Here is a 24,915-nt window from a genome sequence, read left to right as displayed (position 1 = left end):
GTTCACGCGACGCGCTTCAGATCTTTGCTTTCATGCATGTCATCGTCCCCCAGACCGCCACGGCGTCTGGGCGACATGCATCAGCTTGGGGACCGAATGAACAAGGCGAACGTCGACAAGCTTGAGCCAAGCGCTGCCGCGCCCGCCGGCAAGCGGTTGCGCCCGCGCGATGCCGCGACGCTGATTCTGCTCGACCGCAAGGGCAGCGAGGTGCTGGTGCTGATGGGCCGGCGCCATGCCGGGCACGCCTTCATGCCCGGCAAATTCGTCTTTCCGGGCGGCCGCACCGATCCGGCCGACGGCCGCATCGCCGTTGCCACGGACCTCCACCCCGAGGAAGAAGCCAACCTGACCGCGGGCCTCGGCCGCACCAGCCAGGCGCGCGCACGCGCCATCGCGCTGTCGGCCATCCGCGAGACCTATGAGGAAGCCGGCCTGCTTATCGGCCGCAAGGGCGCCTTCACCACTGCCAGGCGCGACTGGCAGGGCTTTGCCGAGCATGGCGTCGTGCCCTCGCTGGAAGTGCTGCGCTTCATCGCCCGCGCGATCACGCCGCCGAACCGGGTGCGCCGCTTCGATACCCGCTTCTTCAGCGCCTGGCGCAGCGACGTCGCCATCGAATTGCCGGATGGCGGCCCGACCAACGAGTTGGAGGAACTGGTCTGGCTGCCGCTCGCCAAGGCCCGCGAGGCCGATATACCAGACATCACCCGGATGATCCTCGACGAGCTGGAAAAGCGGCTCGCCGACGATCCGCTGCTGCGCCCCGGCGGCGCGGTGCCGCTCTACCGGCGTGTCCGCAACCACTTCACCCGCGAAATCCTCTAGGCTATTCAGGCATCCCATGACGGTCGATACCCAGCAACAGGGCGACGAGCGCGTACACTGGCTGCCGATGATCGCTGCGATCTCCTCGATCAGCGTCGTCGGCATCGCCATCGGCCTCGGCATGCCGCTGCTCAGCGTCATCCTGGAGACGCGCGGCCATTCGGCTTCGATGATCGGCCTCAACACCGCCATCGCCGGCCTTGCCTCGATCGCCGGCGCGCCGCTTGCAACGCCGCTGGCCATGCGGTTCGGCGTCGCCTGGACGATGCTGATGATGATCGCGGCTGGCGCTCTTGCCTTCGTCGGCTTCCACTTCGCGCCGGATTTCTGGATGTGGTTTCCGCTCCGCGTCGTGCTGCACATCGCGCTGACGGTGCTGTTCATCCTGTCGGAATTCTGGATAAGCACCTCGGCGCCGCCGCACCGGCGGGGCCTGGTGCTCGGCATCTATGCCACGGTGTTGTCGCTCGGCTTCGCCGCCGGACCATGGCTGTTCGCCCATCTCGGCAGCACCGGCTTCCTGCCCTTCGGCGTGACAATCGGCCTGGTGACGCTGGCCGCCATCCCGGTGCTGGCGGCGCGCAACGAAAGCCCGACCATCGTCGCCGACAGCGAGACCAGTCATTTCCTGCGCTACATCTGGCTGGTGCCGACCGCCACCTTCGCGGTGCTGGTGTTCGGCGCGGTCGAGACCGGCGGCTTTGCGCTGTTCCCGGTCTACGGCAGCCGCATCGGCTATTCCGAGGCGGACGCTGCCCTGCTGCTCACCATGATCGGCCTTGGCAACGTGCTGCTGCAGATTCCGATCGGCATGATCAGCGACCGCGTCTCGGATCGCCGCCATCTGCTGCTGGCCTGCGCCACCGTCGGGCTTGCCGGCACGATCTTCATGCCGCACTTCGCCGGGGACTGGCACCTGATGGCGGCGCTGCTGTTCGTCTGGGGCGGCGTCGTCGCGGCGCTCTACACGATCGGCCTTGCCCACCTCGGCTCGCAATTGTCCGGCCATGAGCTCGCCTCCGCCAACGCCGCCTTCGTGCTCTGCTACGGCGTCGGCATGGTGCTCGGCCCACAGGCGATCGGCATCGGCATGGACGTCTTCGGCCCCTCCGGCTTCGGCTGGTCGCTCGCTCTGTTCTTCGCCGCCTATATAGCGCTGGTCGGCGTCAGGCTGATCCGCAAGGTCCTGTAGGCCGACAGGCTGATCGCTCGTCAGCCCACGCTGCTGACATCACCGTGTCAGGAGCACCCCTGCTATACCCACGCTCCACATGCAGGGAGATATCAGATGATCGACAGTGGCTTCGAAACCAAATCCGTGCGGATGCAGTTGCTGCTGCTTGTCAGCTTCCAGGCGCCGGCAGCCGACGTCGATCGCATCATGGACGCCGTGGTCGCCATCACGCCGCTCGGCATGGGCAATTACGACAGCAACGCCTTCCAGTCGGCCGATGGCGTCGAGCGCTACCGGCCGCTCGAGGGTGCCGCCGCCGGCGCCGAGACGCTGCTGCGGCAGCGGCCGGGTACGGTCGAGGTGTCGTTCGAATTGCCCGACGACCAGGGCCTCGCCGCTCAGGTCGTCGAGGCGATCTACCAGGCGCACAGCTATGAGGAGCCGGTGATCCGCATCCAGCCGCTGCTTGCCAGCCGCACCAAGGGCCTTGACGACCGCGCCAACCCCAACCGCTGGTGGAACACGGCCGGAGACTGGAAGAAGGCCGCCTCCCCAGTCAGGGAGGACGCCTGACCGCCTACCTTGCCGCCGCTGGCCGGCTCCGCCATTGCCGGCAGCAGCCGCATCGGGCGTCGCCGAAACCCGCTTGGGGTTGACTTTCCGGACGCGTTCTTTATGTGTCGCGCCAAGTTTCCCGCGTCCGGGTGTTTTCCCCGTGCTCCAGCGGCCAAAACTCCACGAACATTAACGGACGAACATCATGGCCAAAGCCGCAAACATCAAGATCAAGCTTCTGTCGACCGCCGACACCGGTTTCTTCTACGTGACCAGCAAGAACAGCCGCACCAAGACGGACAAGCTGTCGTTCCGCAAGTACGATCCGGTCGCCAAGAAGCACGTCGAGTTCAAGGAAACCAAGATCAAGTAATCCGGTTTCCTCCGAGAATGCCGAAACGCCGCCCTTTGGGCGGCGTTTTTGTTTTTGGCCGGCGATTCGGCCTGACCCGATAGCAGAAGCTTCCGCCGATTGGCGCGAAGTCCTGACGTTCATTTTTTTGGAAAAAGGGGGCCGGTCGGCGTTTGGCAGCGGTACGAGGAGGCCACTATGTGCCAGCGCCGGCCGGCCGACCCCACGGACCCAGGAGATGCGGCGGACCTGAGCATCATGGGGTATTTAACGGAACGATCCGGCGGTCTACCCTCGTGCCGGCCTCGTTTTGTCTATGCTGTACATTTGCGCAAGAGCTTATGAAAATCAACAGTTTCTTAACCAAGCCACCCGAATCGCTTGGATTAAGGTAAATTGCTAACCCTGTCGGATTGACCGGTTAATTGGCGCCCAAGCCTACGCCGCCTTGGCGACCACGCGGTTGCGCCCGCCGCTCTTGGCCTCGTAGAGAGCGAGATCGGCGCGCTTCATCAGGGCGGCCACCGTATCGGCCCCCTTGAGCAGCGACGACACGCCGACGCTGACGGTGACCTCGATCGCCTTGCCCTCATGGCCCATCGCAAACGGCAACTGGGCGATTTCGGCGCGGATGCGTTCCGCGACCTTTTCCGCCACCGCGCCCTCCGTGTCGGGCATCACCACCACGAACTCCTCGCCGCCGAAACGGCAGGCGAGATCGATGCCGCGCACGTTCTTGCGCAACCGCCGCGCGAACTCGCGCAGCACGTCGTCGCCGCCGTCATGGCCATGCGCATCGTTGATGGATTTGAAGCGGTCGAGGTCGGTGATCATCACCGACAGCGGACGCCGCCGCGCCACCGCGCGGTCGAACAGCGTCTGCAGATGGCTGTCGAGGTAGCGGCGGTTGTGCAGCCCGGTCAGCCCGTCGGTCACCGCCATCTCGATGGTCTGGGTGACGCTGGCGCGCAGCTGGTCGTTGTAGCGCTTGCGGCGCACCTGGGTGCGCAGCCTCGCGGTCAGTTCCTGCTGGTCGACCGGCCGCGTCAGATAGTCGTTGATGCCGAGTTCGAGACCGCGGATGATGCGCCCCTCCTCGCCTGCGTCCGCCAAAAGGATGATCGGCAGGAAGCGGGTGCGGTCGAGCGACCGCAGTTGCGAACACAGTCGCAGCGGATCGAAGTCGGCGAAAGCGGTCGAGATCAGCACGCACTCGTAGGCGGTCTCGGCAGCCTGGAAGAAACTGGCATTGGGATCGGTGGCGACGTCGAGCTCGGCGCTGCTTCGCAGCATCTTCTTGATGCGCTCGAAGGACGATTTGCGCTCGTCGATCAGCAGCACCTTCGGCTTCGCATCCTCGGCGGCGAAGTTGCGGCTCAACAGCTCCTCGATGCCGATGTTGCGCGTGGTCGAGGCGCGCAGCCGCAATTCGTCGGTCAGCGACTTCAGCCGGACAAGGCTCTTGACGCGCGTCATCAGCTGCAGGTCGTTGACCGGCTTGGTCAGGAAATCGTCGGCGCCGGCCTCCAGGCCGCGCACCCGGTCGGAGACCTGATCGAGCGCGGTGATCATGACGACCGGGATATGCGATGTCGCCGGGTCGCTCTTCAGCCGCCGGCAGACCTCGAAGCCGTCCATGTCGGGCATCATCACGTCGAGCAGCACGACATCGACCTTGCCGTTCTCGCAGGTCTCGATGGCGTCCGGTCCGTTGGAGGCGGTCAGCACCTCGAAATACTCGGCCAGCAGCCTGACCTCGAGCAGCCTGACATTGGCAGGGATGTCGTCGACGACGAGGATCCGCGCGGTCATCTCACAAGGCTCCGGTCTGGCTGGGCATCAGGCATCGCCCAGATAGGATTTGATGGTTTCGATGAAACGCGGCACCGAGATCGGCTTCGAGATATAGGCCTCGCAGCCACCCTGGCGAATGCGCTCCTCGTCGCCCTTCATGGCGAATGCGGTCACCGCGATGACCGGAATCGAATGGAGGTCGTCATCCTCCTTCAGCCACTTGGTCACCTCCAGCCCGGACACTTCGGGCAGTTGGATGTCCATCAGGATCAGGTCCGGCCGGTGCTTGCGCGCCAGGTCCAGCGCCTCGAGGCCGTTGCGCGTGCGAACCGTGTCGTAGCCGCTGGCTTCGATGAGGTCGCGAAAGAGCTTCATGTTGAGCTCGTTGTCCTCGACGATCATGACCTTCTTAGGCATCGATTTCCCGTCCCGACGGTCCTCGACGCCGAAGACCACCGTCATGCGTCCTTGCCGGATCGCACCCAACCCTCATCCACGCTACGCCAATATGATTGACGAAACGCAAACCGGTGGCCCCAAAAAACTGGCCGGATCCCGTCTCGGGGAGGGCAATGGCTTGCCGCAAGTCGCGCTTGCCGTTACTGCGGAGAGACTCAAATTCCACGCACAAAAGGTAGTCATGACAAACGCGGCGTCAATGCGCGAGGAAGCGGAAGCCCTTGCCATCAGGGCTCTCGGCTTCGTCGCCGCCGATCCTGAGCTCCTGCCGCGCTTCCTGGCGATCACCGGCATCGAGGCGCACTCGATCCGGCGGGCGGCGGGCGAGCCAGGCTTTTTGGCCGGCGTGCTGCAGTTCATCCTCGCCCATGAGCCGACGCTGCTGCGCTTCGCCGAGGAGACCGGCACGCCGCCGGACGCCGTCGGCAAGGCCTTGCGGGCGCTGCCGCTCGGCAACGACGATCACGAGCGCTCGGTATGAGCGACGATCCCGAGACGGCGCGGCAGATCGAAGAGCTTGCCGCGGACGACCGGCCGCTTCTGGTGCTCGACGTCGACGACGTCGTGCTGGAGTTCATCCGGCCGTTCCCGCATTTTCTGCAATCGCGCGGCTTCGCCCTGACGCTGGCCTCCTTCCGCCTCACCGGCAACATTGCCGAGACGGCAAGCGGCCGGTTGATCGAGCAGGCTGAGGTGACGGCGCTTCTCGGCGAGTTCTTCGACGCCCAGGCCGAATGGCAAAGCGTCACCGATGGTGCGGCGCAAGCGCTGTCGACATTCGGCGGCCGTGCCGAGATCGTGCTTTTGACGGCCATGCCGCACAAGCACCGCGCGGCGCGCCGCGCCCACCTCGACGCGCTTGGGCTGAACTATCCGCTGCTGACGACGGAGATGGCGAAAGGACCGGCCGTCGCCAAACTGCGCGGCGCCAACGGTCGGCCGGTCGCCTTCGTCGACGACCAGCCGTACAACCTTCTGTCGGTGCGCCACTCGGTGGCAGACGCGCATCTCTTCCACCTGATGGCAGACAACTCGCTGCGCGCCTTCCTGCCGCCAACGCCCGAAGGCATCGTCTCGGTCGAGGATTGGCACGAGGCGGCGCCGAAGATCGTCAGCGCGCTCGGGCTCTAGAGCAAGTTCGTGGAAAAGTGTGTAACGGTTTTCCGTCCGGAATTGCGTAGAAACAAATAGTTAGAGCGGTTCAGCGATTCCATGAAACGCTGAACCGCTCTAGAACCCGGGGGCGGAAAACCGCTCCGCCCTTTCCCGAAAATGCGTCAGGGCTGCAGCTTCGCGCCCGCCCCGCTATTGCCCTCGCCGGGAACGACATCCTGATCGGTGCCGTCATCCTGATCGGTGCTATCGTCCTCAACGGCATCCGCCGGCTTCAGCATGGCACCATTGACCGTCACCGAACCATCGGGCTTGGCGTTGATCGCCCATTCGATGCGTCCGTCAGGCAGCATCTTGCCGAACCCTTTGACCGCAAGCACCATCGGAAAATACTGCGCGGCTTCCGGGTCGGTCTTGGCCGCGGTCTGCAAGGCTTCGACGATCTTGTCGTAGCCTGCGATATCGACCGTCACGCTCGCATCGGGCTTCTCGCCGGGGAAGGTCATCTCGCCTTCCAGCGCGATCTCGATGTCCTTGTTCTTCAGCGTGCTGTGGCCGATGACGGCCTTGGGCGTCTTGGCCAGGAAATCGGCGGAGATCTGGTCGCCAAAATCTTCCGGCAGCGGCGGATTCTTATTGAGATCAAGCGTTTCGATCGCCTTCTTCGCCATGCTGTCGAGATCGATGTTGGCGCCGCCGAAGTTCAGGTCGATGTCGGTGGGCAGCAACGCCACGCTCCAGCCGGGCAGCATCTGCTGCGGAATCTTCAGGCCAGAGGCCTTGATCGCGTAGTTGATCTTGCCGCTCTGGGAGACGCCGTCCATTCCGAAGGCCGTGCTCAATTGCGTCGCCCCGAACGTACCGATCGGGCTTTCGACCGCGAAATCCTTGAACCCATAGGTTCCATCGAGCCTTTCCCATACCGGCAGCGCGGCAAGCAGCAGCGACTTGAGCTGCGCCTGGTTCGCCTTCAGCGCCGCTTCGTCCTCATTGGCCACGGCAAAGGCCAGCAGGTCGAGCAGCGGCTTGCTTCGCACGCCCTTGCCGTTCGCGGTCACCGACAGCTCCGGCGACTTTATCGTCACCGGAAATTTCATTCCGCTCTCGGGATCGTCGAAATTGACCGCCTCTGTAAAGCTCGACATCTTCTGCGTCATCGTGACGTCAACGCCGCCATTGGCGGCCTTGGTCGCGGCGAAGTTCGCCGTGCCGGCGCCGAAGCTGGCGTCAACATGCTGTTTGGCGTCCTTGGACGTCATCGTCATGCTGGCTATGGTGCTGACGCCGCTGGTGAAGGCTGCGAGCGCGGGGTCATAGACGCCGCTGCCCTTGCCGTCCTTCACGGTGAACTGGGTGCTTTGCAGCCCTTCCGGCCCGTTGAACTCGAAGGACGCGCTCTGCGAGAAATCCATCGAGACGTCCCAGGATCCATCGCTGCGCGGCTTCACCTTCAAGGCATAAGGCGCGACGTCGAACTTCAGCAGCTTCTGGTCCGGCAGGGCCTCGACCAGCGCCTTGAAATCAATGGCGATCCGGTAGGCGTCGCCTTCGACGGAGACCTTCAGCACGCCGGTGTCGAGCGCCTTCTTGCCGACGTAGCGGGACAGGTCCTCGGAAAGCTGCTTGGCGCCTTGGCTATCGACCGTCTGGGCGAAAGCCGGCGCGCCGAGCGCGAGAAGGAAAACTAGGGGCAGGACACGCTTCACGTCGATTCTCCGTTTGGGCTCGGAAGACAAAATCGCTTCGCGCTGCTGGTAGGCAAATACCATCACAGCCGCAAGACAAAGGCTAGTCGCCTTCCTAAAGCACCAGCCGCATCAGCGGCCGGCCGGGCTTGCGCTCGACAAGCCGCTCGAAGCCCGCCTTCTCGAACACCCGTGACGAGCCGACGAACAGGCCGATCGAACGCGAATCGCGCGACAGGTCGATCGGGCAGGCCTCGACCAGCCGCGCGCCGTTCCGGCGGGCAAAGTCGATGCCGCCTTCGACGAGGCGATGGCTGATGCCCCTGCCCCGCGCCTTGACGCGGATGAAGAAGCACGAGATCGCCCAGACTCCCGCGTCGGCGGCATCGGCCAGATCGACCGGCGCCGACCCCCTGCCCTGGTTGTTCCATTCGGGCACGTCGGCGCGCGGCCCGATCTGCATCCAGCCGACCGCCTTGCCATCCTCGAAAGCCAGTAACCCCGGCGGCGGCCCGGCTTCGATGCGCGCCTTGATATGGTCCTTGTTGCGCTGCTTGTCGTTGGCCCGTCGTACCGCCGGCGCCAAACGGAAATGCGTGCACCAGCAGCCGTAACAGGCGCCCTGCTTGCCGAAAAGATCCTCGAAATCCGCCCAGAGCTCGGGCGCCAGCGGCGCGATGGTCGTGCTCATGCGTTCTCCCCAGGCCAACCTTGTTGCTTGCCCTGCGCTGTCGTACCATTGCGTTTGTTCTCTTTATGTTCGCAGCAATGGCGGCTCCTGTCAACAATCCCGAACACGGTTTTTGCCGTGACTGCCTGGCCTTGCAGCGCGGCGATGCACGTCGCTGCGAGCGCTGCGGCAGCCCCAGGCTTGCTCGCCATGCCGAACTCTACCGGCTGCATCTTGCCCATATCGACTGCGACGCCTTCTACGCCGCCATCGAAAAGCGCGACAATCCCGCGCTGAAGGACCGCCCAGTGATCGTCGGCGGCGGCCGGCGCGGCGTCGTCTCCACCGCTTGCTACATCGCCCGCATCCACGGCGTGCGCTCGGCGATGCCGATGTTCAAGGCGCTGGAAGCCTGTCCTGAGGCGGTGGTCATTCCTCCCGACATGGAGAAATATGTCCGGGTCGGGCGTGAAGTCCGCGCGTTGATGCAGGCATTGACGCCGCTGGTCGAGCCGCTCTCCATCGACGAGGCCTTCCTCGATCTTGCCGGCACCGAGCGCCTGCACGGCATGCCCCCTGCCCTCGTCCTGGCGCGTTTCGCGCTGTCCGTGGAAAAGGAGCTCGGCATCACCGTCTCGGCCGGTCTTTCCTACTGCAAGTTCCTCGCCAAGGTGGCGTCCGACTTCCGCAAGCCGCGCGGCCTTTCGGTGATCGGCGAGGCCGAGGCGATGGACTTCCTGGCCGAACAGCCGGTGACGATGATCTGGGGCGTCGGCAAGGCCTTCGCCGCCACGCTGGGACGCGACGGCATCCGCAGCATCGGCCAGCTTCAACGCATGGAGCGGGCCGAGCTGATGCGCCGCTATGGCGTGATGGGCGACCGGCTTTACCGGCTCTCGCGCGGCGAGGACGACCGCCGGGTCGACCCGGATGGCGACGCCAAGAGCGTGTCGGCCGAGACCACCTTCGACACCGACATCGGCGCCATGGCCGAACTGGTGCCGGTGCTGCGGGCGCTGTCGGAAAAGGTCTCGGCGCGGCTGAAGAAATCGGGCATTGCCGGGCGCACCGTGGTGCTGAAGCTGAAGACACAGGACTTCAAGCTCCGCACGCGCAACCGCCAGCTTGCCGATCCCACGCGTCTGGCCGACCGGATTTTCCAGACCGGCCTCGACCTCTTGCGCCGGGAAGCCGACGGGACAAAATACCGGCTGCTCGGCATCGGCGTCAGCGATCTGTCCGATGACGGGAAGGCCGACCCGCCCGACCTGGTCGACATCCAGTCGCGCAAGCGCGCGCTGGCCGAGGGCGCCATCGATTCATTGCGCGACAAGTTCGGCAAGAAGGCCGTGGAAACCGGCTATACGTTCGGCAGGGGCCGCGGCGCCAATCCGCCGGAGCCGATCGAGGAGTGATCGAATCCGGCTTCCGCCACTCACGTGCGTTTGAGATCGATCCGGCTTGTCACCACCGTCTTGCCGGTTTTCGGATCGGCGTCTGTCACGGTGAGCCGCATGCCGTCCCCGCTGGTCTTCTCGACGGTTAGCCGCGCTGTCCGGTCGCCATTCACCTCTTTGGCCCATCGGATTGCGAGGCTGAGCGCATTGCCCGACCGCTTGCCATTCAACTGCGCCGGCCCGGTACGGGAGCCGACATAAACGCCGGTATAGCCTTTGCCGTTGGATTTCAAATCCGCGCTGATCGCCCGCGTCACCAGCACGAGACCTCGGCAATTGCCGTCGAGCGACAGCGAAGTCGACGTCGCGCCGGAATTGAAGGTGCAGGAGACGTTCACCGTCGGCGCATTGGTGGTCACCTTGACGGTGCCGTTGCCGGCGAAACTGCCCTGGAACGAGCGCAGGAAATCGGCATCGTCGGCATGCGCGGGGCTCACGGCGGTCAGGCCGCCGGCGAGCAGAAGCAGCAGCATTGATTTCATCAAAGGTCTCCCCCGGTAGAATCGGAAATGCCTAAGCGCGGATATAGGGACTCGAACGCCTGCGGCGACCCCAGGTTCCGCCTTCAACGTGACTGTTTTTTAACGAGGCTGGCCCAGTCGAATGCGCCGACTAGCGGTTGCCCTCGAAGGTCCGGCTTGCGACATAGCGCGCATGGCACCCGCTCCCTCGATCCCCAAGGCCGCGTTCTGGATGGCGCTGTCGATCGCCTCGTTCCTGGCGATGTCGGTCGCCGGCCGCGCCACGACGGCGGAGCTCAACGTCTTCCAGGTGCTGGAGCTGCGCTCGGTCATCGGCTTCCTCATCCTGCTGCCGCTGGTGATGATGAGCGGCGGCTTCGCGGCGATGCGCACCGAGCGTCCGCTCGCCCATCTTGCCCGCAACATCGTCCACTATTCCGGTCAGGCCGCCTGGCTCTACGCGCTCACCCTGATCCCGCTGGCGGTGCTGATCTCGATCGAGTTCACGACACCGATCTGGACCGCCATCCTCGCCGTCAGCTTCCTTGGCGAAAAGCTTTCGCGGCCAAGGCTGGCGGCGATCGTGCTCGGGCTGATCGGCGTGGTCATCATCGTACGGCCCGGGCTAGGCACCATGAATCTGGGGGAGCTTATCGTACTGGGCGCAGCGGTTTGCTTCGGTACCTCGGTGGTGTTGGTCAAGTCGCTGACCCGCACCGACAGCGTCGTCAGCATCATCTTCTGGATGCTCATCATCCAGTCCGTGCTCGGCCTGGCTCCGGCGCTCTACGAATGGCGCAACCCGCCGCTCGAGCTCTGGCCGTGGATCGTGGTGATCGCCTTCACCGGCATGTCGTCGCATTTCTGCATGGCCCGCGCCCTTACCCATGCCGACGCCACACTCATCTCGCCTATGGATTTCCTGCGCGTGCCGCTGTCGGCGTTGATCGGATGGCTGCTCTACCACGAGCAGATCGATGTCTTCACCGCCGGCGGCGCACTGCTGATCCTGACGGGCAACCTGCTCAACCTGAAAAGGCACCGCAGCCGGCCGAGATCGCCGCTTCATAGCGGCGCTGCGCGCCACCTCCGCGACATCAGACCGGCCTCGCCTCGATAACGCTGATGCGTGGCCCCGCTTCGATGATATCGGCGACCTCGAAGCCGCCCTTTGCCAGCAGCGACCGAAACTCTTCGGCCGTGCGCTCCTCGCCGCCGGGCGCGACCAGCATGTTGAGGTCGGCGAATTTGGCCGTCGCCCCTTCATTGGGCGGCGCGAGCACGGCCTCGAACACCAGCAGCTTCCCGTCCGCGCGCATGGCCTTGCGGCAATTTTTCAGGATCGAGATGTTGGTCTCGTCGTCCCAGTCATGCAGGATCCATTTGAGCAGCAGCGCGTCCGCCGCTGAGGGCAGCGCCGCGAGGAAATCACCACCTACGATGTCGCAACGTTCGGCCACGCCTTTCTCGGCCATCACCCGGCCGGCCGCAGCCACCACATGCGGCTGGTCGAACAGAATGCCGCGGCTGCGGGGATTGGCGGCGAGGATTTCGGCGAGCAGCGCACCTTGCCCGCCGCCGACATCCATGATGACCGGGAAGCGCGAGAAATCATAGGCCGCAAGGATCGCCGCCGCGACGCCGCGCGAGTTCGCCGCCATCGCAAGATCGAAAATGCCGGATTCCTCGGGGTGTTCGGCCCGGTATTCCCAGACGCCCTTGCCATGCGCGTGGCGGAACGCATTCCTGCCGCACTGGATGCTGTAGAGCAAATCGCTCCACGCCTGCCGATAGTAAGGCCGACCGACAAACGCCGCCCAGGGCGCTGCTGAATGCTCGGCGTCGGAGCGCAAGGCGCCGCCGAGCGGCGTCAGCGAGAACTGCCCGTCTTCCGCCTCGTGAAATATGCCGGCCGCCGCGAGCGCGCGCAGCAAGCGGTAGAGCGCGCGCGGATGGGTGCCGGTCAGGCTCGCGAGATCGACGGCCGAGCGCTTGCCATCCTTGATGTGGTCGGCGATGCCGAGCATCGCCGCGACCGAGATCGCTTGCGACACCCGGTACTCATTGACCATGCGTATCACTTCGAAAGCGGCTGTTCGCGGGTCCATGCCTCCCCCCATCCGCAGGCTTGGAGATGGTACCGCTTCTCCTAGATAAGTTCCACTTCCACCACGCCCTGCACCGCGCGCATGGCGGACGCGATTTGCGGCGAGACGCGGTAACGACCCAAATCGATCTCGATCTCGCCCTGCGCTTCTCCCTTGAGAAGGATGATGCTGACCTGGCTGTCGCCGCGCTGCTTGAGCTGGGCCTGAATGATCGACGATGGCCTATCGTCCCTGACAAAGATGCGTAGGGCCTTCTGGATGCGGCTGGCCTCATCCTCCAGCGACTGCACCGTCTGGATGCGCAGATTGATGCCCTCCGGCCTGTCTTCGGCCGAAACCGTGATCACCACCGAGCGGCCAGGCTCCAGCATGTCGCGAAATTGCGCCAGGCCTTCGGAGAACAGCACCGCCTCGTATTGCCCCGTCGTGTCGGAAAATTGCACCACGCCCATCTTGTTGCCGGTGCGCGTCTTTCGCTCCTGCTTGGTGGTGACCGTGCCGGCGAGTCGCCCGGCGGCGGCACCTCGCTTGACGGCGGCCGAGAACTCCGCCCAGTTCTGCACCCGCATCTTCTGCAGCGCCGCTTTGTACTCGTCCAGCGGGTGCGCCGAGAGATAGAAGCCGACCACCTGGAATTCGCGGTGCAGCCGGTCGGCCGCCAGCCACGGTTCGGTCGCCGGCAAATTGAGCGCCTGCGACTGGGCGCCGAGCGAGGCGCCGAATATGTCGGCCTGGCCGGAGACGGCATTCTGCTGCGCCAGAGAGGCCAGCCCCATCATCCGCTCGACGCCGGCCATCATGGCGGCGCGGTCATGGCCGAAGCAGTCCAGCGCGCCGGCCATGATCAGGCTTTCGAAGACGCGCTTGCCGACGATCTTCGGATCGACCCTTTCGCAGAAGTCGGCCAGGCTCTTGAATGGTTTTTCGCCGCGCATGGCGACGATGTGCTCGACCGCCGCGTCGCCGACGCCTTTGAGCGCGGCCAGCGAATAGAAAATCTTGTTCTGGCCGACCTCGAAGGGGCGGAAGCTCGACATCACCGACGGCGCCACCACCTCGATGCCGAGCCGCAGCGCATCCTGGCGGAAATCGGCGAGCTTGTCGGTGTTGCCCATGTCGAGCGTCATCGATGCCGCGAGGAATTCGACCGGATAGTGCGCCTTGAGGTAGGCGGTCTGATAGGACACGACCGCGTAAGCCGCGGCGTGCGACTTGTTGAAGCCGTAGTCGGCGAACTTCGCCAGAAGGTCGAAAATGAAATCGGCCTGCGGCTTGCCGACGCCGCGCTCGACCGCGCCCGTGACGAAGCGCTCGCGCTGCTTGTCCATCTCGGCGCGGATCTTCTTGCCCATGGCGCGGCGCAGAAGGTCGGCTTCGCCGAGCGAATAGCCGGAAAGCTCCTGCGCGATCTGCATCACCTGTTCCTGGTAGACGATGACGCCCTGCGTCTCCTTCACCAGATGGTCGATCTTGGGATGGATCGAGGCCATCTCCTCCTCGCCATGCTTGCGGGCGTTGTAGGTCGGGATGTTCTCCATCGGGCCGGGGCGGTAGAGCGCCACCAGCGCGATGATGTCCTCGATGCAGTCCGGCCGCATGCCGATCAGCGCCTTGCGCATGCCGGCGCTTTCCACCTGGAACACGCCGACCACCTCGCCGCGCGACAGCATGGCGTAGGTATCGGGATCGTCGAGCGGGATCGTTGCGAGATCGATGTCGATGCCGCGACGGCGGATCAGCTTCACCGCCGTTTCCAGCACGGTCAGCGTCTTCAGGCCGAGGAAGTCGAACTTCACCAGCCCGGCCTGCTCGACATATTTCATGTTGAACTGGGTGACCGGCATGTCCGAGCGCGGATCGCGGTACATCGGCACCAGTTCCGACAAAGGCCGGTCGCCGATGACGATGCCGGCGGCATGCGTCGAGGCATGGCGATAAAGGCCTTCGAGCTTCTGCGCCGTATCGAGAAGCGTCTGGACGATCGGCTCCTTCTCCGCCTCCTCGGCGAAGCGCGGCTCGTTGGCGATGGCGTCCGCCAGCTTGACCGGATTAGCCGGATTCTGCGGCACCATCTTGGAGAGCTTGTCGACCTGGCCATAAGGCATCTGCAGCACGCGGCCGACGTCGCGCAGCACCGCGCGCGCCTGCAGCGTACCGAAGGTGATGATCTGCCCGACCTGGTCGCGGCCGTATTTCTGCTGGACGTAGCGGATCACCTCCTCGCGCCGGTCCTGGCAGAAGTCGATGTCGAAGTCAGGCATCGAGACGCGATCGGGATTGAGGAAGCGCTCGAACAGCAGCGAGAAGCGCAGCGGGTCGATATCGGTGATGGTCGTCGAATAGGCGACCAGCGAACCGGCGCCCGAACCGCGTCCCGGCCCGACCGGAATGCCTTGCGACTTCGCCCATTTGATGAAGTCGGCAACGATCAGGAAGTAGCCCGGGAATTTCATCTTCTCGATGATGCCGAGCTCGAAATCGAGCCGCTCGCGATATTGCTCGACCGTATAGCCCGGCGTCGGACCGTGCGCGGCCAGCCGCGCCTCCAGCCCCTCGCGCGCCTGGCGGGCGAGCTCGGCCGCCTCCGCCTTCTCCGCCGCATCCTTGTCGGCGATATCGCCGCCGGTGAAGCGCGGCAGGATCGGGCTGCGGTTCTTCGGATAGTAGGAACAGCGCAGCGCGATCTCGACCGTGTTGTCGATTGCTTCCGGCAGGTCGCAGAACAGCTTCGCCATCTCCGCCTGGCTGCGCAGGAAATTGTCCGGCGAGAGCCGCCGGCGATTGTCGGCGGCGACCACCGAACCCTCGGCGATGGCGACCAGCGCGTCATGCGCCTCATAGTCGTCGCGCCTGGAAAAGAACGCCTCGTTGGTGGCGACTAGTGGCAGATCGTGGCTGTAGGCAAGGTCGACCGTCGATTTCTCGATCATGCGGTCGTAGCCCTGGACCCGCTCCAGCTCGACGTAGAGCCGATCGCCGAACATCGCCTTCAGCGTCAGCAGCCGCTGCTCGGCGAGGTCGCGGCGGTCCTCCTTCAAGGCGCGGCCGATCGGACCGCGCGGACCGCCGGTCAGGCAGATCAAGCCGTCGGATTGTCCCTCGAGCATCGCGCTGGTCAGGTGCACCGGCTCGCCGGGCGGCGTTTCCAGATAGACCCGGCTGATCAGCCTGACCAGATTGGCGTAGCCGGCCTCGGTGGCGGCGATCAGCACGACGGCGTGCATCTCCGGCCCCTGGCGGCGGCGGTCGCGCTGGCCATCGCCCGCCTCGCCGGAAAAGGCGAGATCGATCTGGCAGCCGAGGATCGGCTGGATGCCGTCCTTCACCGCCTTCTGCGCGAATTCCAGCGCCCCGAACAGATTGTTGGTGTCGGTGACGGCGATCGCCGGGCACTCGTCCTTGACCGCATGGCCGACGATGGCGCCGAGCTGCAAGGCGCCTTCGAGCAGCGAATAGGCAGAGTGCACGCGCAGATGGATGAACGGCCGCGCCGGCGTTTCCGGACGCGCTTCCTTTACCGCTGCTTCGCGCAGCAACGGGTCGCGTGGAAGTCGTTCATCCGCCATGGGGCTCGCGTCGCTCGAAAGGACTCAACAATCAGTGCAGATGTATTGTCCGGGAGCGCGGGATGCGAGTCCAGCGATCTCCTGTGCACAGGTCAGGCGAATTCCATGATCACCGCATCGACGGTGAGACTGTCGCCCGGTTTTGCGTTGAGCCTGGACACGGTGAGGTCGCGTTCGGCGCGCAGCACGTTCTCCATCTTCATCGCCTCGACCACGGCCAGCGTCTCGCCGGCCTTGACTTCCTGTCCCTCGGCGACGGCGATCGATACGACGAGGCCCGGCATCGGGCAAAGCAGCATCTTCGACGTATCCGGCGGCAGCTTTTCCGGCATCAACCTTTCGAGCTCGGCGGTGCGCGGCAGCATGGCCTGGGCCGTCACCGACATGCCTTTCCAGGCGATGCGCAAGCCGTTCAGCGCCGGGCGCACCTGTGCCGCGACCGTGTTGCTCCCGACCGTGCCGCGCCAGATGAGATCGCCCGGCCGCCAGTCGGACGCCACCGTCAGCGGCTTGCCGCCATCGATCGACAGATCGACTTCCATGGGGATCGAGACCATGCCTTCGAGAACAGCGGCCGAAAGGTAGTCGGCGCCGATCTTGACCACCCAGTCCCGCTTGAGGATGCCCGAATGCGGCGCCAGCCGTCCGCTCAGCCGGTCGAGCCGGTCGCGGCGCAGCAGTTCCATCGCCGTTGCGACCGCCGCCAGCACCGCCTTTTCTTCGGCGTCCGGCGCGATCGGCGCGAATCCGTGCGGATATTCCTCGGCGATGAAGCCGGTCGACAGTCGCCCCTCCCGCCAGCGCGGATGCTGCATCAGCGCCGCCAGGAACGGAATGTTGTGCTCGATGCCATCGACGACGAAACTGTCGAGCGCCTCCGACATGGCGTCGATCGCCTCGAGCCTGGTCGGCGCCCAGGTGCAAAGCTTGGCCACCATCGGATCGTAGAACATCGAAATCTCGGAGCCTTCGGTGACCCCGGTATCGTTGCGGATGACCACATCGCCGAACGTCCCCTCCTCCGGCGGCCGATAGCGCGTCAGCCGGCCGATCGAGGGCAGGAAATTGCGGTACGGATCCTCGGCATAGAGGCGGCTTTCCACCGCCCAGCCGTTCAGTTTCACGTCGCTCTGCTTGATGGCGAGCTTCTCGCCAGCGGCGACACGGATCATCTGCTCGACCAGATCGATGCCGGTGACGAGCTCGGTCACCGGGTGCTCGACCTGCAATCGCGTATTCATTTCAAGGAAATAGAAGTTCTTTTCGCTGTCGACGATGAATTCCACCGTGCCGGCGCTCTGGTAGCCGACGGCCCTGGCCAGCGCCACCGCCTGCTCGCCCATCGCCTTTCGGGTCGTGGCGTCGAGGAATGGCGACGGCGCCTCCTCGACCACCTTCTGGTTGCGCCGCTGGATCGAGCATTCGCGCTCGCCGAGATAGAGCGCAGTGCCATGCGCGTCGGCCAATACCTGGATCTCGATATGGCGCGGATCGACCACGAACTTCTCGATGAAGACTCGGTCGTCGCCGAACGAGCTTTTCGCTTCCGAGCGCGCCCGATCGAAGCCGTCGCGCACTTCCGCCTCGCCCCAGGCGATGCGCATGCCCTTGCCGCCGCCGCCGGCCGAGGCCTTGATCATCACCGGATAGCCGATCTCGCCGGCTATTCTTTCGGCATGGTCGGCGTTCTCGATGACGCCCAGCCAGCCGGGCACTGTCGACACTTTCGCCTCGTTGGCGAATTTCTTCGATTCGATCTTGTCGCCCATCGCCCTGATCGCCTTGGGCTTCGGGCCGATGAAGACGATGCCTTCCTTCTCCAGCGCCTCGCAGAAGGCGGCGCGTTCGGAAAGAAAGCCATAGCCGGGATGCACGGCCTCCGCTCCGGTCTGCTTGCAGGCGGCAAGGATCTTGTCGGCGAGCAGATAGCTTTGCGCCGCGGGCGAAGGCCCGATATGCACGGCTTCGTCAGCCATCTCGACATGCACGGCGTCGCGATCGGCGTCCGAATAGACCGCGACGGTGGCAATCCCCATCTTGCGCGCCGTCTTGATCACACGGCAGGCGATCTCGCCGCGATTGGCGATCAGGATCTTCTTGAACATTCGGGCGTCGTTCCTCCGGCGAGAAACCAGTTCTATGGACAATCCCGCCATGGCTCAAGTGGCCGGGCGACGAGCATCCGCCCTGCCCGGATTGCGAATACCGCGCCGAAAAACGTCGCAAGGAAGTTGGCCGCCGTCGCCGAACTCTGTAGAGTGGCGCGTGGCTCATTGCGGAGGGCTGGCGGGCATTTCGCTTCGCCGGGCAGGCTCAACAAGCCGGCCACATCAGAGTTTGTCTATTGCCTTGGGAGGAACTGCCTCATGAAAACGCGCGCCGCTGTTGCTGTCGCCGCCGGAAAGCCGCTGGAGATCATGGAGGTCGACCTCGAAGGGCCGCGCGACGGCGAGGTGCTGGTCGAGATCAAGGCGACCGGCATCTGCCACACCGACGAGTTCACGCTGTCGGGCGCCGATCCGGAAGGCCTGTTTCCGGCGATCCTCGGCCATGAAGGCGCCGGCATCGTCGTCGACGTCGGCAGGGGCGTGACCTCGGTCAAGAAGGGCGACCACGTCATCCCGCTCTACACGCCCGAATGCCGCCAATGCCCGTCCTGCCTCTCGCGCAAGACCAACCTCTGCACCGCGATCCGCGCCACGCAGGGGCAAGGCCTGATGCCGGACGGCTCGTCACGCTTCTCGATCGGCAAGGACAAGCTGTTCCACTATATGGGCTGCTCGACTTTCTCCAACTTCACCGTGCTGCCCGAGATCGCGCTGGCCAAGGTCAATCCCGACGCTCCGTTCGACAAGATCTGCTACATCGGCTGCGGCGTCACCACCGGCATCGGCGCGGTGATCAACACCGCCAAGGTCGAGCAAGGCGCCACCGCCGTGGTCTTCGGCCTCGGCGGCATCGGCCTCAACGTCATCCAGGGCCTGAAGCTTGCCGGCGCCGACATGATCATCGGCGTCGATCTGAACAACGACAAGAAGCCGTGGGGCGAGCGGTTCGGCATGACGCATTTCGTCAATCCGAAGGAGATCGACGGCGACATCGTGCCTTATCTGGTCAACATGACCAAGCGCGGCGCCGACCAGATCGGCGGCGCCGACTACACCTTCGACTGCACCGGCAGCACCAAGGTGATGCGCCAGGCGCTCGAGGCCTCGCATCGTGGCTGGGGCAAATCGGTCATCATCGGCGTCGCCGGCGCCGGCCAGGAGATTTCGACACGTCCGTTCCAGCTGGTCACCGGCCGCACCTGGATGGGCACCGCCTTCGGCGGCGCGCGCGGCCGCACCGACGTGCCGCGGATCGTCGACTGGTACATGGAGGGCAAGATCCAGATCGATCCGATGATCACCCATACGCTGAAGCTGGAGGACATCAACAAGGGCTTCGACCTCATGCATGAGGGCAAGTCGATCCGCAGTGTCGTGGTTTACTGAGGAAGCCGCACGCCGCCGGCCTACCGGCCAGCGACCTCTGTGGTGAAACATGGGAGGAATGGAATGCCGGAAAAACTGCATCCTAGAATCGACAATGGCCTGCCCAAGGAAAGCGCGAGCTTCTCCGGCGGCACGCTGGTCTGCGCCTGCACCAGCAAGCCGGTGAAGGTGAAGGTCAAGGGCCAGATCGCCCACAACCACGCCTGCGGCTGCACCAAATGCTGGAAGCCCGAGGGCGCGATCTTCTCCGTCGTGGCCGTTGCCGGCACCGGCGACGTCACCGTCGTGGAGAATGGCGACAAGCTGAAAGTGGTCGATCCGAGCGCGCTGATCCAGCGCCATGCCTGCACCGGCTGCGGCGTCCACATGCACGGACCGGTCGAGCGCGACCATCCGTTCAAGGGCCTGAGCTTCATCCATCCCGAGCGTTTCGAGGAGGACGGCTGGTCGCCTCCGGGCTTCACCGCCTTCGTCTCCTCGATCATCGAATCCGGTGTCGATCCGAAACGCATGGACGGTATCCGCGCCCAGCTGAAGTCGATCGGGCTCGAACCCTATGACTGCCTCAACCCCGGCCTGATGGACTACATCGCCACCTGGACGGCCAAGAAGTCCGGCGCCTTGCCGGCCTGACAAGTTCGAGAATTTCTGCCATGGGGCCGGTCAAAACCGGCCCCATGTTCGTTTTGGAGGGACGATGCCCGCACCCATCATCTACGTCGATGCCGACGCCTGCCCGGTCAAGGCGGAGGTCGAGAAGGTGGCGGAGCGCCACGGCGTCATGGTCACCTATGTCTCCAATGGCGGCCTGCGCCCATCGCGCGATCCGATGATCCGCAACGTCGTTGTATCCAAGAGCGCCGATGCCGCCGACGATTGGATCGTGGAGAATGCACTGTCCAACGACATCGTGGTGACGGCCGACATCCCGCTTGCCGCGCGCACCGTGGCGCTCGGCGCGCATGTGTTGGGCCCGACCGGCCGTCCCTTCACGCCTGAAACCATCGGCATGGCGGTGGCGATGCGCGACCTCAAGCAGCATCTGCGCGAGACTGGTGAAAGCAAAGGCTACAATGCCGGGTTCACGCCGCAGGACCGCTCGCGCTTTCTTGGCGAACTCGACCGCATCTTGCGGCGGGCGCTGAAATCCGCCACACCGGACTGATCTGGAGGCCGGGCCATGGGTGACGACGACACATCCGTCAAAACGCCGATGCATCCGCATATCCAGTTCGCTTTGTCGGCGGCCATTGGCATTGTCGCTTTGTTGCTGGCCTCGCTGCTGCGCGTGCCGCTCGCCTATTCGATCGGCGCGAATGTCTTTTTTGCCACCTACATCATTCTCGTCCTCGCCTTGATGCCGAGGCTTACCGGCCGCTATCTCAGCAAGAACGCGCGCGCTACCGATCTCCCGGTACTTGGTATCTTTGCGGTTACCCTTTTCATCGTCGGCGTCGCCACCGTTTCGCTGTTCCATCTGATCAACCAGAAGGAGGCCGCGCATCCATTCGAGCTCAGCTTCGCCATCCTGTCGATTCCGCTCGGCTGGTTCACGATCCACGCCATGGCCTCGCTCCACTACGCGCATGTCTACTGGATGAACGGCGAAGAGATCGACGTCGCCACCAAGAAGAAGGTTCCGGTCGGTGGTCTGGATTTCCCCGGCGACAAGCGTCCCGAGGGCTGGGATTTCCTCTATTTTGCGACCGTCATCGGCATGACCGCGCAGACCGCCGACACCGCCATCACCACCTCGCACATGCGCCAGGTGGTGCTCATCCATTCGATCCTGTCGTTCTTCTTCAACACGGTGATCGTCGCGGCGGCGGTGAATCTCGCCGTCAGCCTGAGCAGTCCTTGACCGCTTGCCCGTAATAAATCCGTGATCGGATGAAACATCGCTTTGGCTGGCGACGTATTGGGAGGAGAACGAAGAGCTACAAGGCCGGGAGAACGAAGGACGATGGAAACCGTTGCCAGGAGCGAGCCCGCCGCCGATGCGCAAGCCGCATCGAAGGACGCGACGCTGATCTACCGCCAGTCCCGCTGGACGCGACTGACCCACTGGCTCTGGGCGATCGCGCTGTTCTTCATGCTGCTTTCCGGCCTGCAGATATTCAACGCCCGCCCCCAGCTTTATATCGGCAAGGAATCCGGCTTCGGCTACAACAACACCATCTTCGCCATCGGCGCCGAAAACACCGACCAGGGTCCGCGCGGCTACACCGAAATCTTCGGCAAACACTTCGACACGACCGGCGTGCTCGGCTGGTCCGGACCGCCCGGACAGGAGTCGCCCCGCGCTTTCCCGTCCTGGGCGACGATCCCCTCCTACTATGATCTCGGCACCGCCCGCGTCGTTCATTTCTTCTTCGCCTGGGTGCTCTCCGCCACCTTGCTCGTCTGGCTGGTCGCCGGCCTGATCAACGGCCATGTCAGGCGCGATCTCGCCCCGCGCCTCGACGATCTCCGGCGATTGCCGCGGGACATCGTCGACCACGCGAAGCTGAAGTTCCATCACACGCGCGAATACAACACGCTGCAGAAAATGGCTTATGGCGGCGTGCTGTTCGTGCTGTTGCCGCTAATGATCATCACCGGCCTCGCCATGTCGCCGAGCATGAATTCGGTGCTGCCCTGGCTAAATGATGTGCTCGGCGGCCGGCAGACGGCGCGCACCATCCACTTCACTGTCATGGTGCTGCTCGTCGGCTTCTTCATCATCCACATGCTGATGATCCTCGCCGCCGGCCCGATCAACGAATTGCGCTCGATCATCACCGGCTGGTACCGCACCGACCCGCCGGCGCATGACGACAGCTCGTCCGAGAGGAGCGCCTGATATGGCCAAGTTTCAAATCAACCGCAGGAAATTCCTCACCTCCGCCAGTCTCGGCCTGTCCGGCATCGCGCTGTCGGGCTGCGATGCCTTCGACGGCGGGCTCGGCATCGGCGGCGGTCTGCGCAGCTTCCTCGAGAATGCCAATGGCCTGACATACCGGGCCCAGCGCCTGCTCGCCGGCCGCGACGCGCTGGCGCAGGAGTTCACCGAGGCCGATATCCGCCAGCCGCAGCGGCCGAACGGCGTCACCGCCCCCGACGACGACACCTATAAGGGCCTGCTTGCCAACAACTTCGCCGACTGGCGCCTCGAGGTCTCCGGCCTTGTCGAGAAACCGCTGTCGCTGACCCGCGAGCAGCTGCAGAATATGCCGAGCCGCACCCAGATCACTCGCCACGACTGCGTCGAGGGCTGGAGCTGCATCGCCAAATGGACCGGCACGCCGCTGTCCCTAGTTCTCGACCAGGCGGTGGTGAAACCCCAGGCCCGGTATGTGATGTTCCACTGCCTCGACACGATCGACCGCAGCCTCTCGGGCGACGTCAAATATTACGGCACCATCGACCTGATCGATGCCCGCCACCCGCAGACGATCCTCGCCTACGGCGTCAACGGCAAGCCGCTGCCGGTCGAGAACGGCGCGCCGCTGCGCGTACGCGTCGAGCGCCAGCTTGGCTACAAGATGCCGAAGTATCTCTACAAGATCGAACTGGTCGACAGCTTCGCCGCGATCGGCGGCGGCCGCGGCGGCTACTGGGAAGACAATGGCTACGACTGGTACGGCGGCATTTGATTTTCCTCGCCTGCGGGCTGAGCACGATCTTGCGCCGACCGAGCTCAACGCCATTGAGGAACGTCTCGACGGCGACAACCGGCGTCTGACAGGCCGCGACGATGATCGCGGCCTAGTCTTTCTGCTGCGGGACACAGCCGGACGCCCGATTGGCATCGCTGCGGGCCATTCCTGGGCGGGGATCGCCGAACTAAAGCTGATGTGGGTCGACGAGGCCTGTCGAGGTCTTGGCCATGGCAGTAAGCTGCTCGATGCCTTCGTAGCCGAGGCTTCCGCGAGAGGAGTTCGACGCATCTGGGTCGCAACGCACGACTTCCAGGCACCGGGTCTCTACGAGAGGGCGGGCTTCGAGCGTATGGGCGAATTCGCCGGGTGGCCCGAAGGCCATTCCAACATCATTCTCTGCAGGACGGTCGCCGCCTAGGCGACCTTATCCAGCAGCGGCTTCAGTGCCGGATGGATTTCCGGCGAGGCGTGCTTGATCAGCGTCAGCAGCGCGCGCTCGTTCTCGCTGAGCGGCCGGTTCGGGCCGATCCGCTCCGCCAGCCACTTCGCTTCGCCGGCGTCGACCGTCTCGGCGCGGCGGGCCATTGCCTCGACGGCCCGGTTCCTGGCTTCCCAATCGGCCTCGATATCGTCGGGCGAGCGGTAGGCCTCCATGATGCCGGCAAGCCCGCCGGAAACCATGCGGCCGAAGAAGCCGCCGATGTTCGGCTCGCCCGCATCGAGGAAGTTCTCCTGGCGCAGCGCCACATCCCGCGTCGGCGCTTCGTAGCCGGCCGAGCACATGACGAAGTTGGCGATCGCCTTCACGAACAGTTCGTTCCAGGACGGATCGTTGCTGGCCACCGCCGTGCTCTCGTTGATCCTGAACAGCACGTCTGCCTCGGCGCGGGTTATCGCGATATTGCCGTCGCCGCCGTAGGCGTAGAGGATGCGGCGCAACAGGTCGACTTCGGCCTTGGCCACCAATCCCGGAACCAGTTGGCCGCCCAGCATCAGCGGCCCCTTGCCGTCGACCACCGCATGCGAGACCTGCTCCAGCGCATAGGCGGAAAGCCGGCTGGGCGACGATTTGGCTTTCTCCAGCACATGCACCAGGAGCTCGAGCTCGGTCAGGCTGTCGACCATGCCGTCGCGCGAGATCGTCCGGATCAGCCAGTCGGCATTGTCCTCGGAGATATAGCCCGTCGGCTTTTCCTGGTGGACGATGTAATCGGTGACCGCCTCGACGAAGAACGCCGGCCATTCCTGGCATTTGTCGCGCGCCGTCTGGTCGAGCGCGAACAGCGCCTCGGCCTCGCCACGGCTTACCACGCCGTCACCAAATACTTCGCGGCGCAGCATCACCACGTCTTCGGCCGTGATTCGGTTCTTGGAGGTCAGCCCCGCCACCGGAGCGCTCATGATCAGTTCGCCCATTTTTGTCCCCGTCGCCGCCGGCCTTAGCCGGACCCAAAGGTCGTTTCGACCCAACATACCAGCAGTGTCTTGAAAAACCGGCAAACCGCGTGGTTAGCGAAGACTTGTCAGCAAGATGTCGCAGGCAGGTGACAAGGTGTCG

General features: G+C 64.5%; 24 protein-coding genes. 15 read left to right on the top strand and 9 right to left on the bottom strand.

Annotated elements, in window-relative coordinates:
* The first annotated feature begins 96 nt into the window (after positions 1–96).
* The 4 genes from EN857_RS22310 (at position 97) to rpmG (ending at position 2,930) form a co-directional block, all read left to right on the top strand.
* Complete coding sequence (locus tag EN857_RS22310; RefSeq protein WP_245511281.1) at positions 97–828, top strand: NUDIX hydrolase; 732 nt, start codon at positions 97–99, stop codon at positions 826–828.
* Positions 829–844: 16 nt separating this feature from the next.
* Positions 845–2,020 (top strand): MFS transporter, encoded by a 1,176-nt coding sequence (locus EN857_RS22305; RefSeq protein WP_127393310.1) that lies wholly within the window; start codon positions 845–847, stop codon positions 2,018–2,020.
* A gap of 96 nt (positions 2,021–2,116) precedes the next feature.
* Positions 2,117–2,575, top strand: a complete 459-nt coding sequence (locus EN857_RS22300; protein WP_127393311.1) for a hypothetical protein — start codon at positions 2,117–2,119, stop codon at positions 2,573–2,575.
* Between the two features lie 187 nt (positions 2,576–2,762).
* Positions 2,763–2,930, top strand: a complete 168-nt coding sequence (gene rpmG, locus EN857_RS22295) for a 50S ribosomal protein L33 (RefSeq protein WP_006201775.1) — start codon at positions 2,763–2,765, stop codon at positions 2,928–2,930.
* 417 nt (positions 2,931–3,347) lie between these two features.
* On the opposite strand, the gene EN857_RS22285 is transcribed toward rpmG, so the two are convergent.
* The gene (locus EN857_RS22285; protein ID WP_127393643.1) at positions 3,348–4,721 is read right to left on the bottom strand and encodes a PleD family two-component system response regulator; all 1,374 of its coding nucleotides are present in this window, start codon (positions 4,719–4,721) and stop codon (positions 3,348–3,350) included.
* A 27-nt stretch (positions 4,722–4,748) separates the two neighbouring features.
* On the bottom strand, positions 4,749–5,120 hold the full coding sequence (locus EN857_RS22280; RefSeq protein WP_127283351.1) for a response regulator: 372 nt from the start codon (positions 5,118–5,120) through the stop codon (positions 4,749–4,751).
* Positions 5,121–5,343: 223 nt separating this feature from the next.
* Here EN857_RS22280 and EN857_RS22275 point away from each other — a divergent pair, with 223 nt between their 5' ends.
* Together EN857_RS22275 and EN857_RS22270 are read left to right on the top strand one after the other, a co-directional pair.
* Complete coding sequence (locus EN857_RS22275) at positions 5,344–5,643, top strand: DUF3572 domain-containing protein (protein ID WP_127283334.1); 300 nt, start codon at positions 5,344–5,346, stop codon at positions 5,641–5,643.
* Positions 5,640–6,293 carry a hypothetical protein gene (locus tag EN857_RS22270; protein ID WP_127393644.1) on the top strand — a complete coding sequence of 218 codons (654 nt, stop codon included), beginning with the start codon at positions 5,640–5,642 and terminating at the stop codon, positions 6,291–6,293. The genes EN857_RS22275 and EN857_RS22270 overlap by 4 nt, the downstream gene beginning before the upstream one ends.
* A 146-nt stretch (positions 6,294–6,439) precedes the next feature.
* Here the strand turns inward: EN857_RS22270 and EN857_RS22265 are convergent, their stop codons facing one another.
* Positions 6,440–7,981, bottom strand: coding sequence for a hypothetical protein (locus EN857_RS22265; RefSeq protein ID WP_128346567.1), 1,542 nt, complete (start codon positions 7,979–7,981; stop codon positions 6,440–6,442).
* 94 nt (positions 7,982–8,075) lie between these two features.
* On the bottom strand, positions 8,076–8,651 hold the full coding sequence (locus tag EN857_RS22260) for a GNAT family N-acetyltransferase (RefSeq protein WP_127391874.1): 576 nt from the start codon (positions 8,649–8,651) through the stop codon (positions 8,076–8,078).
* Positions 8,652–8,716: 65 nt separating this feature from the next.
* Here EN857_RS22260 and EN857_RS22255 point away from each other — a divergent pair, with 65 nt between their 5' ends.
* Positions 8,717–10,045: a DNA polymerase IV gene (locus EN857_RS22255; protein ID WP_127391873.1), complete on the top strand. Its 1,329-nt coding sequence runs from the start codon at positions 8,717–8,719 to the stop codon at positions 10,043–10,045.
* A 20-nt stretch (positions 10,046–10,065) separates the two neighbouring features.
* Here the strand turns inward: EN857_RS22255 and EN857_RS22250 are convergent, their stop codons facing one another.
* A complete protein-coding gene (locus EN857_RS22250; protein WP_127391872.1) occupies positions 10,066–10,569 on the bottom strand; it encodes a hypothetical protein in 504 nt (167 codons plus the stop codon).
* A 172-nt stretch (positions 10,570–10,741) separates the two neighbouring features.
* Here EN857_RS22250 and EN857_RS22245 point away from each other — a divergent pair, with 172 nt between their 5' ends.
* On the top strand, positions 10,742–11,668 hold the full coding sequence (locus tag EN857_RS22245; protein WP_127391871.1) for a DMT family transporter: 927 nt from the start codon (positions 10,742–10,744) through the stop codon (positions 11,666–11,668).
* Here the strand turns inward: EN857_RS22245 and EN857_RS22240 are convergent.
* The 3 genes from EN857_RS22240 to EN857_RS22230 all read right to left on the bottom strand — a co-directional run bounded on the left by EN857_RS22240 (position 11,646) and on the right by EN857_RS22230 (position 18,327).
* Positions 11,646–12,656 (bottom strand): methyltransferase, encoded by a 1,011-nt coding sequence (locus EN857_RS22240; protein ID WP_127311401.1) that lies wholly within the window; start codon positions 12,654–12,656, stop codon positions 11,646–11,648. The genes EN857_RS22245 and EN857_RS22240 overlap by 23 nt on opposite strands.
* A gap of 41 nt (positions 12,657–12,697) precedes the next feature.
* Positions 12,698–16,222 (bottom strand): DNA polymerase III subunit alpha, encoded by a 3,525-nt coding sequence (gene dnaE, locus EN857_RS22235; RefSeq protein ID WP_127391870.1) that lies wholly within the window; start codon positions 16,220–16,222, stop codon positions 12,698–12,700.
* A gap of 92 nt (positions 16,223–16,314) precedes the next feature.
* The gene (locus tag EN857_RS22230) at positions 16,315–18,327 is read right to left on the bottom strand and encodes an acetyl/propionyl/methylcrotonyl-CoA carboxylase subunit alpha (RefSeq protein WP_127391869.1); all 2,013 of its coding nucleotides are present in this window, start codon (positions 18,325–18,327) and stop codon (positions 16,315–16,317) included.
* 261 nt (positions 18,328–18,588) lie between these two features.
* On the opposite strand from EN857_RS22230, the gene EN857_RS22225 reads away from it, so the two are divergent.
* The 7 genes from EN857_RS22225 to EN857_RS22195 all read left to right on the top strand — a co-directional run bounded on the left by EN857_RS22225 (position 18,589) and on the right by EN857_RS22195 (position 23,775).
* Positions 18,589–19,716 (top strand): S-(hydroxymethyl)glutathione dehydrogenase/class III alcohol dehydrogenase, encoded by a 1,128-nt coding sequence (locus EN857_RS22225; RefSeq protein ID WP_127391868.1) that lies wholly within the window; start codon positions 18,589–18,591, stop codon positions 19,714–19,716.
* 63 nt (positions 19,717–19,779) lie between these two features.
* Positions 19,780–20,349: an S-(hydroxymethyl)glutathione synthase gene (gene gfa / locus EN857_RS22220; protein ID WP_127286468.1), complete on the top strand. Its 570-nt coding sequence runs from the start codon at positions 19,780–19,782 to the stop codon at positions 20,347–20,349.
* Positions 20,350–20,413: 64 nt separating this feature from the next.
* Positions 20,414–20,881, top strand: coding sequence for a YaiI/YqxD family protein (locus tag EN857_RS22215; protein WP_127286469.1), 468 nt, complete (start codon positions 20,414–20,416; stop codon positions 20,879–20,881).
* 15 nt (positions 20,882–20,896) lie between these two features.
* Positions 20,897–21,577 carry a DUF1345 domain-containing protein gene (locus EN857_RS22210; protein WP_127311423.1) on the top strand — a complete coding sequence of 227 codons (681 nt, stop codon included), beginning with the start codon at positions 20,897–20,899 and terminating at the stop codon, positions 21,575–21,577.
* A 102-nt stretch (positions 21,578–21,679) separates the two neighbouring features.
* A complete protein-coding gene (locus EN857_RS22205) occupies positions 21,680–22,558 on the top strand; it encodes a cytochrome b/b6 domain-containing protein (protein ID WP_127286470.1) in 879 nt (292 codons plus the stop codon).
* Position 22,559: 1 nt separating this feature from the next.
* A complete protein-coding gene (locus EN857_RS22200; protein WP_127286471.1) occupies positions 22,560–23,351 on the top strand; it encodes a molybdopterin-binding protein in 792 nt (263 codons plus the stop codon).
* Entirely contained in the window at positions 23,323–23,775 is a 453-nt protein-coding gene (locus EN857_RS22195) for a GNAT family N-acetyltransferase (protein ID WP_127391867.1), read from the top strand. The genes EN857_RS22200 and EN857_RS22195 overlap by 29 nt, the downstream gene beginning before the upstream one ends.
* Here the strand turns inward: EN857_RS22195 and EN857_RS22190 are convergent.
* Positions 23,772–24,773: a hypothetical protein gene (locus tag EN857_RS22190; RefSeq protein WP_128346878.1), complete on the bottom strand. Its 1,002-nt coding sequence runs from the start codon at positions 24,771–24,773 to the stop codon at positions 23,772–23,774. The genes EN857_RS22195 and EN857_RS22190 overlap by 4 nt on opposite strands.
* Between the last annotated feature and the right edge of the window lie 142 nt (positions 24,774–24,915).

It is taken from the genome of Mesorhizobium sp. M4B.F.Ca.ET.214.01.1.1 (assembly GCF_004791545.1).
Classification (GTDB): Bacteria; Pseudomonadota; Alphaproteobacteria; order Rhizobiales; family Rhizobiaceae; genus Mesorhizobium; species Mesorhizobium abyssinicae.
This window is presented reverse-complemented; position numbering and strand designations above follow the sequence as displayed.

Bases quoted from the DNA above. Each gene is read 5' to 3' on its own strand.
- EN857_RS22310 (WP_245511281.1), top strand. From the start codon at position 97: ATGAACAAGGCGAACGTCGACAAGCTTGAGCCAAGCGCTGCCGCGCCC.
- EN857_RS22305 (WP_127393310.1), top strand. From the start codon at position 845: ATGACGGTCGATACCCAGCAACAGGGCGACGAGCGCGTACACTGGCTG.
- EN857_RS22300 (WP_127393311.1), top strand. From the start codon at position 2,117: ATGATCGACAGTGGCTTCGAAACCAAATCCGTGCGGATGCAGTTGCTG.
- rpmG (WP_006201775.1), top strand. From the start codon at position 2,763: ATGGCCAAAGCCGCAAACATCAAGATCAAGCTTCTGTCGACCGCCGAC.
- EN857_RS22285 (WP_127393643.1), bottom strand. From the start codon at position 4,721: ATGACCGCGCGGATCCTCGTCGTCGACGACATCCCTGCCAATGTCAGG.
- EN857_RS22280 (WP_127283351.1), bottom strand. From the start codon at position 5,120: ATGCCTAAGAAGGTCATGATCGTCGAGGACAACGAGCTCAACATGAAG.
- EN857_RS22275 (WP_127283334.1), top strand. From the start codon at position 5,344: ATGACAAACGCGGCGTCAATGCGCGAGGAAGCGGAAGCCCTTGCCATC.
- EN857_RS22270 (WP_127393644.1), top strand. From the start codon at position 5,640: ATGAGCGACGATCCCGAGACGGCGCGGCAGATCGAAGAGCTTGCCGCG.
- EN857_RS22260 (WP_127391874.1), bottom strand. From the start codon at position 8,651: ATGAGCACGACCATCGCGCCGCTGGCGCCCGAGCTCTGGGCGGATTTC.
- EN857_RS22255 (WP_127391873.1), top strand. From the start codon at position 8,717: ATGTTCGCAGCAATGGCGGCTCCTGTCAACAATCCCGAACACGGTTTT.
- EN857_RS22250 (WP_127391872.1), bottom strand. From the start codon at position 10,569: ATGAAATCAATGCTGCTGCTTCTGCTCGCCGGCGGCCTGACCGCCGTG.
- EN857_RS22245 (WP_127391871.1), top strand. From the start codon at position 10,742: ATGGCACCCGCTCCCTCGATCCCCAAGGCCGCGTTCTGGATGGCGCTG.
- EN857_RS22240 (WP_127311401.1), bottom strand. From the start codon at position 12,656: ATGGACCCGCGAACAGCCGCTTTCGAAGTGATACGCATGGTCAATGAG.
- dnaE (WP_127391870.1), bottom strand. From the start codon at position 16,222: ATGGCGGATGAACGACTTCCACGCGACCCGTTGCTGCGCGAAGCAGCG.
- EN857_RS22230 (WP_127391869.1), bottom strand. From the start codon at position 18,327: ATGTTCAAGAAGATCCTGATCGCCAATCGCGGCGAGATCGCCTGCCGT.
- EN857_RS22225 (WP_127391868.1), top strand. From the start codon at position 18,589: ATGAAAACGCGCGCCGCTGTTGCTGTCGCCGCCGGAAAGCCGCTGGAG.
- gfa (WP_127286468.1), top strand. From the start codon at position 19,780: ATGCCGGAAAAACTGCATCCTAGAATCGACAATGGCCTGCCCAAGGAA.
- EN857_RS22215 (WP_127286469.1), top strand. From the start codon at position 20,414: ATGCCCGCACCCATCATCTACGTCGATGCCGACGCCTGCCCGGTCAAG.
- EN857_RS22210 (WP_127311423.1), top strand. From the start codon at position 20,897: ATGGGTGACGACGACACATCCGTCAAAACGCCGATGCATCCGCATATC.
- EN857_RS22205 (WP_127286470.1), top strand. From the start codon at position 21,680: ATGGAAACCGTTGCCAGGAGCGAGCCCGCCGCCGATGCGCAAGCCGCA.
- EN857_RS22200 (WP_127286471.1), top strand. From the start codon at position 22,560: ATGGCCAAGTTTCAAATCAACCGCAGGAAATTCCTCACCTCCGCCAGT.
- EN857_RS22195 (WP_127391867.1), top strand. From the start codon at position 23,323: ATGGCTACGACTGGTACGGCGGCATTTGATTTTCCTCGCCTGCGGGCT.
- EN857_RS22190 (WP_128346878.1), bottom strand. From the start codon at position 24,773: ATGGGCGAACTGATCATGAGCGCTCCGGTGGCGGGGCTGACCTCCAAG.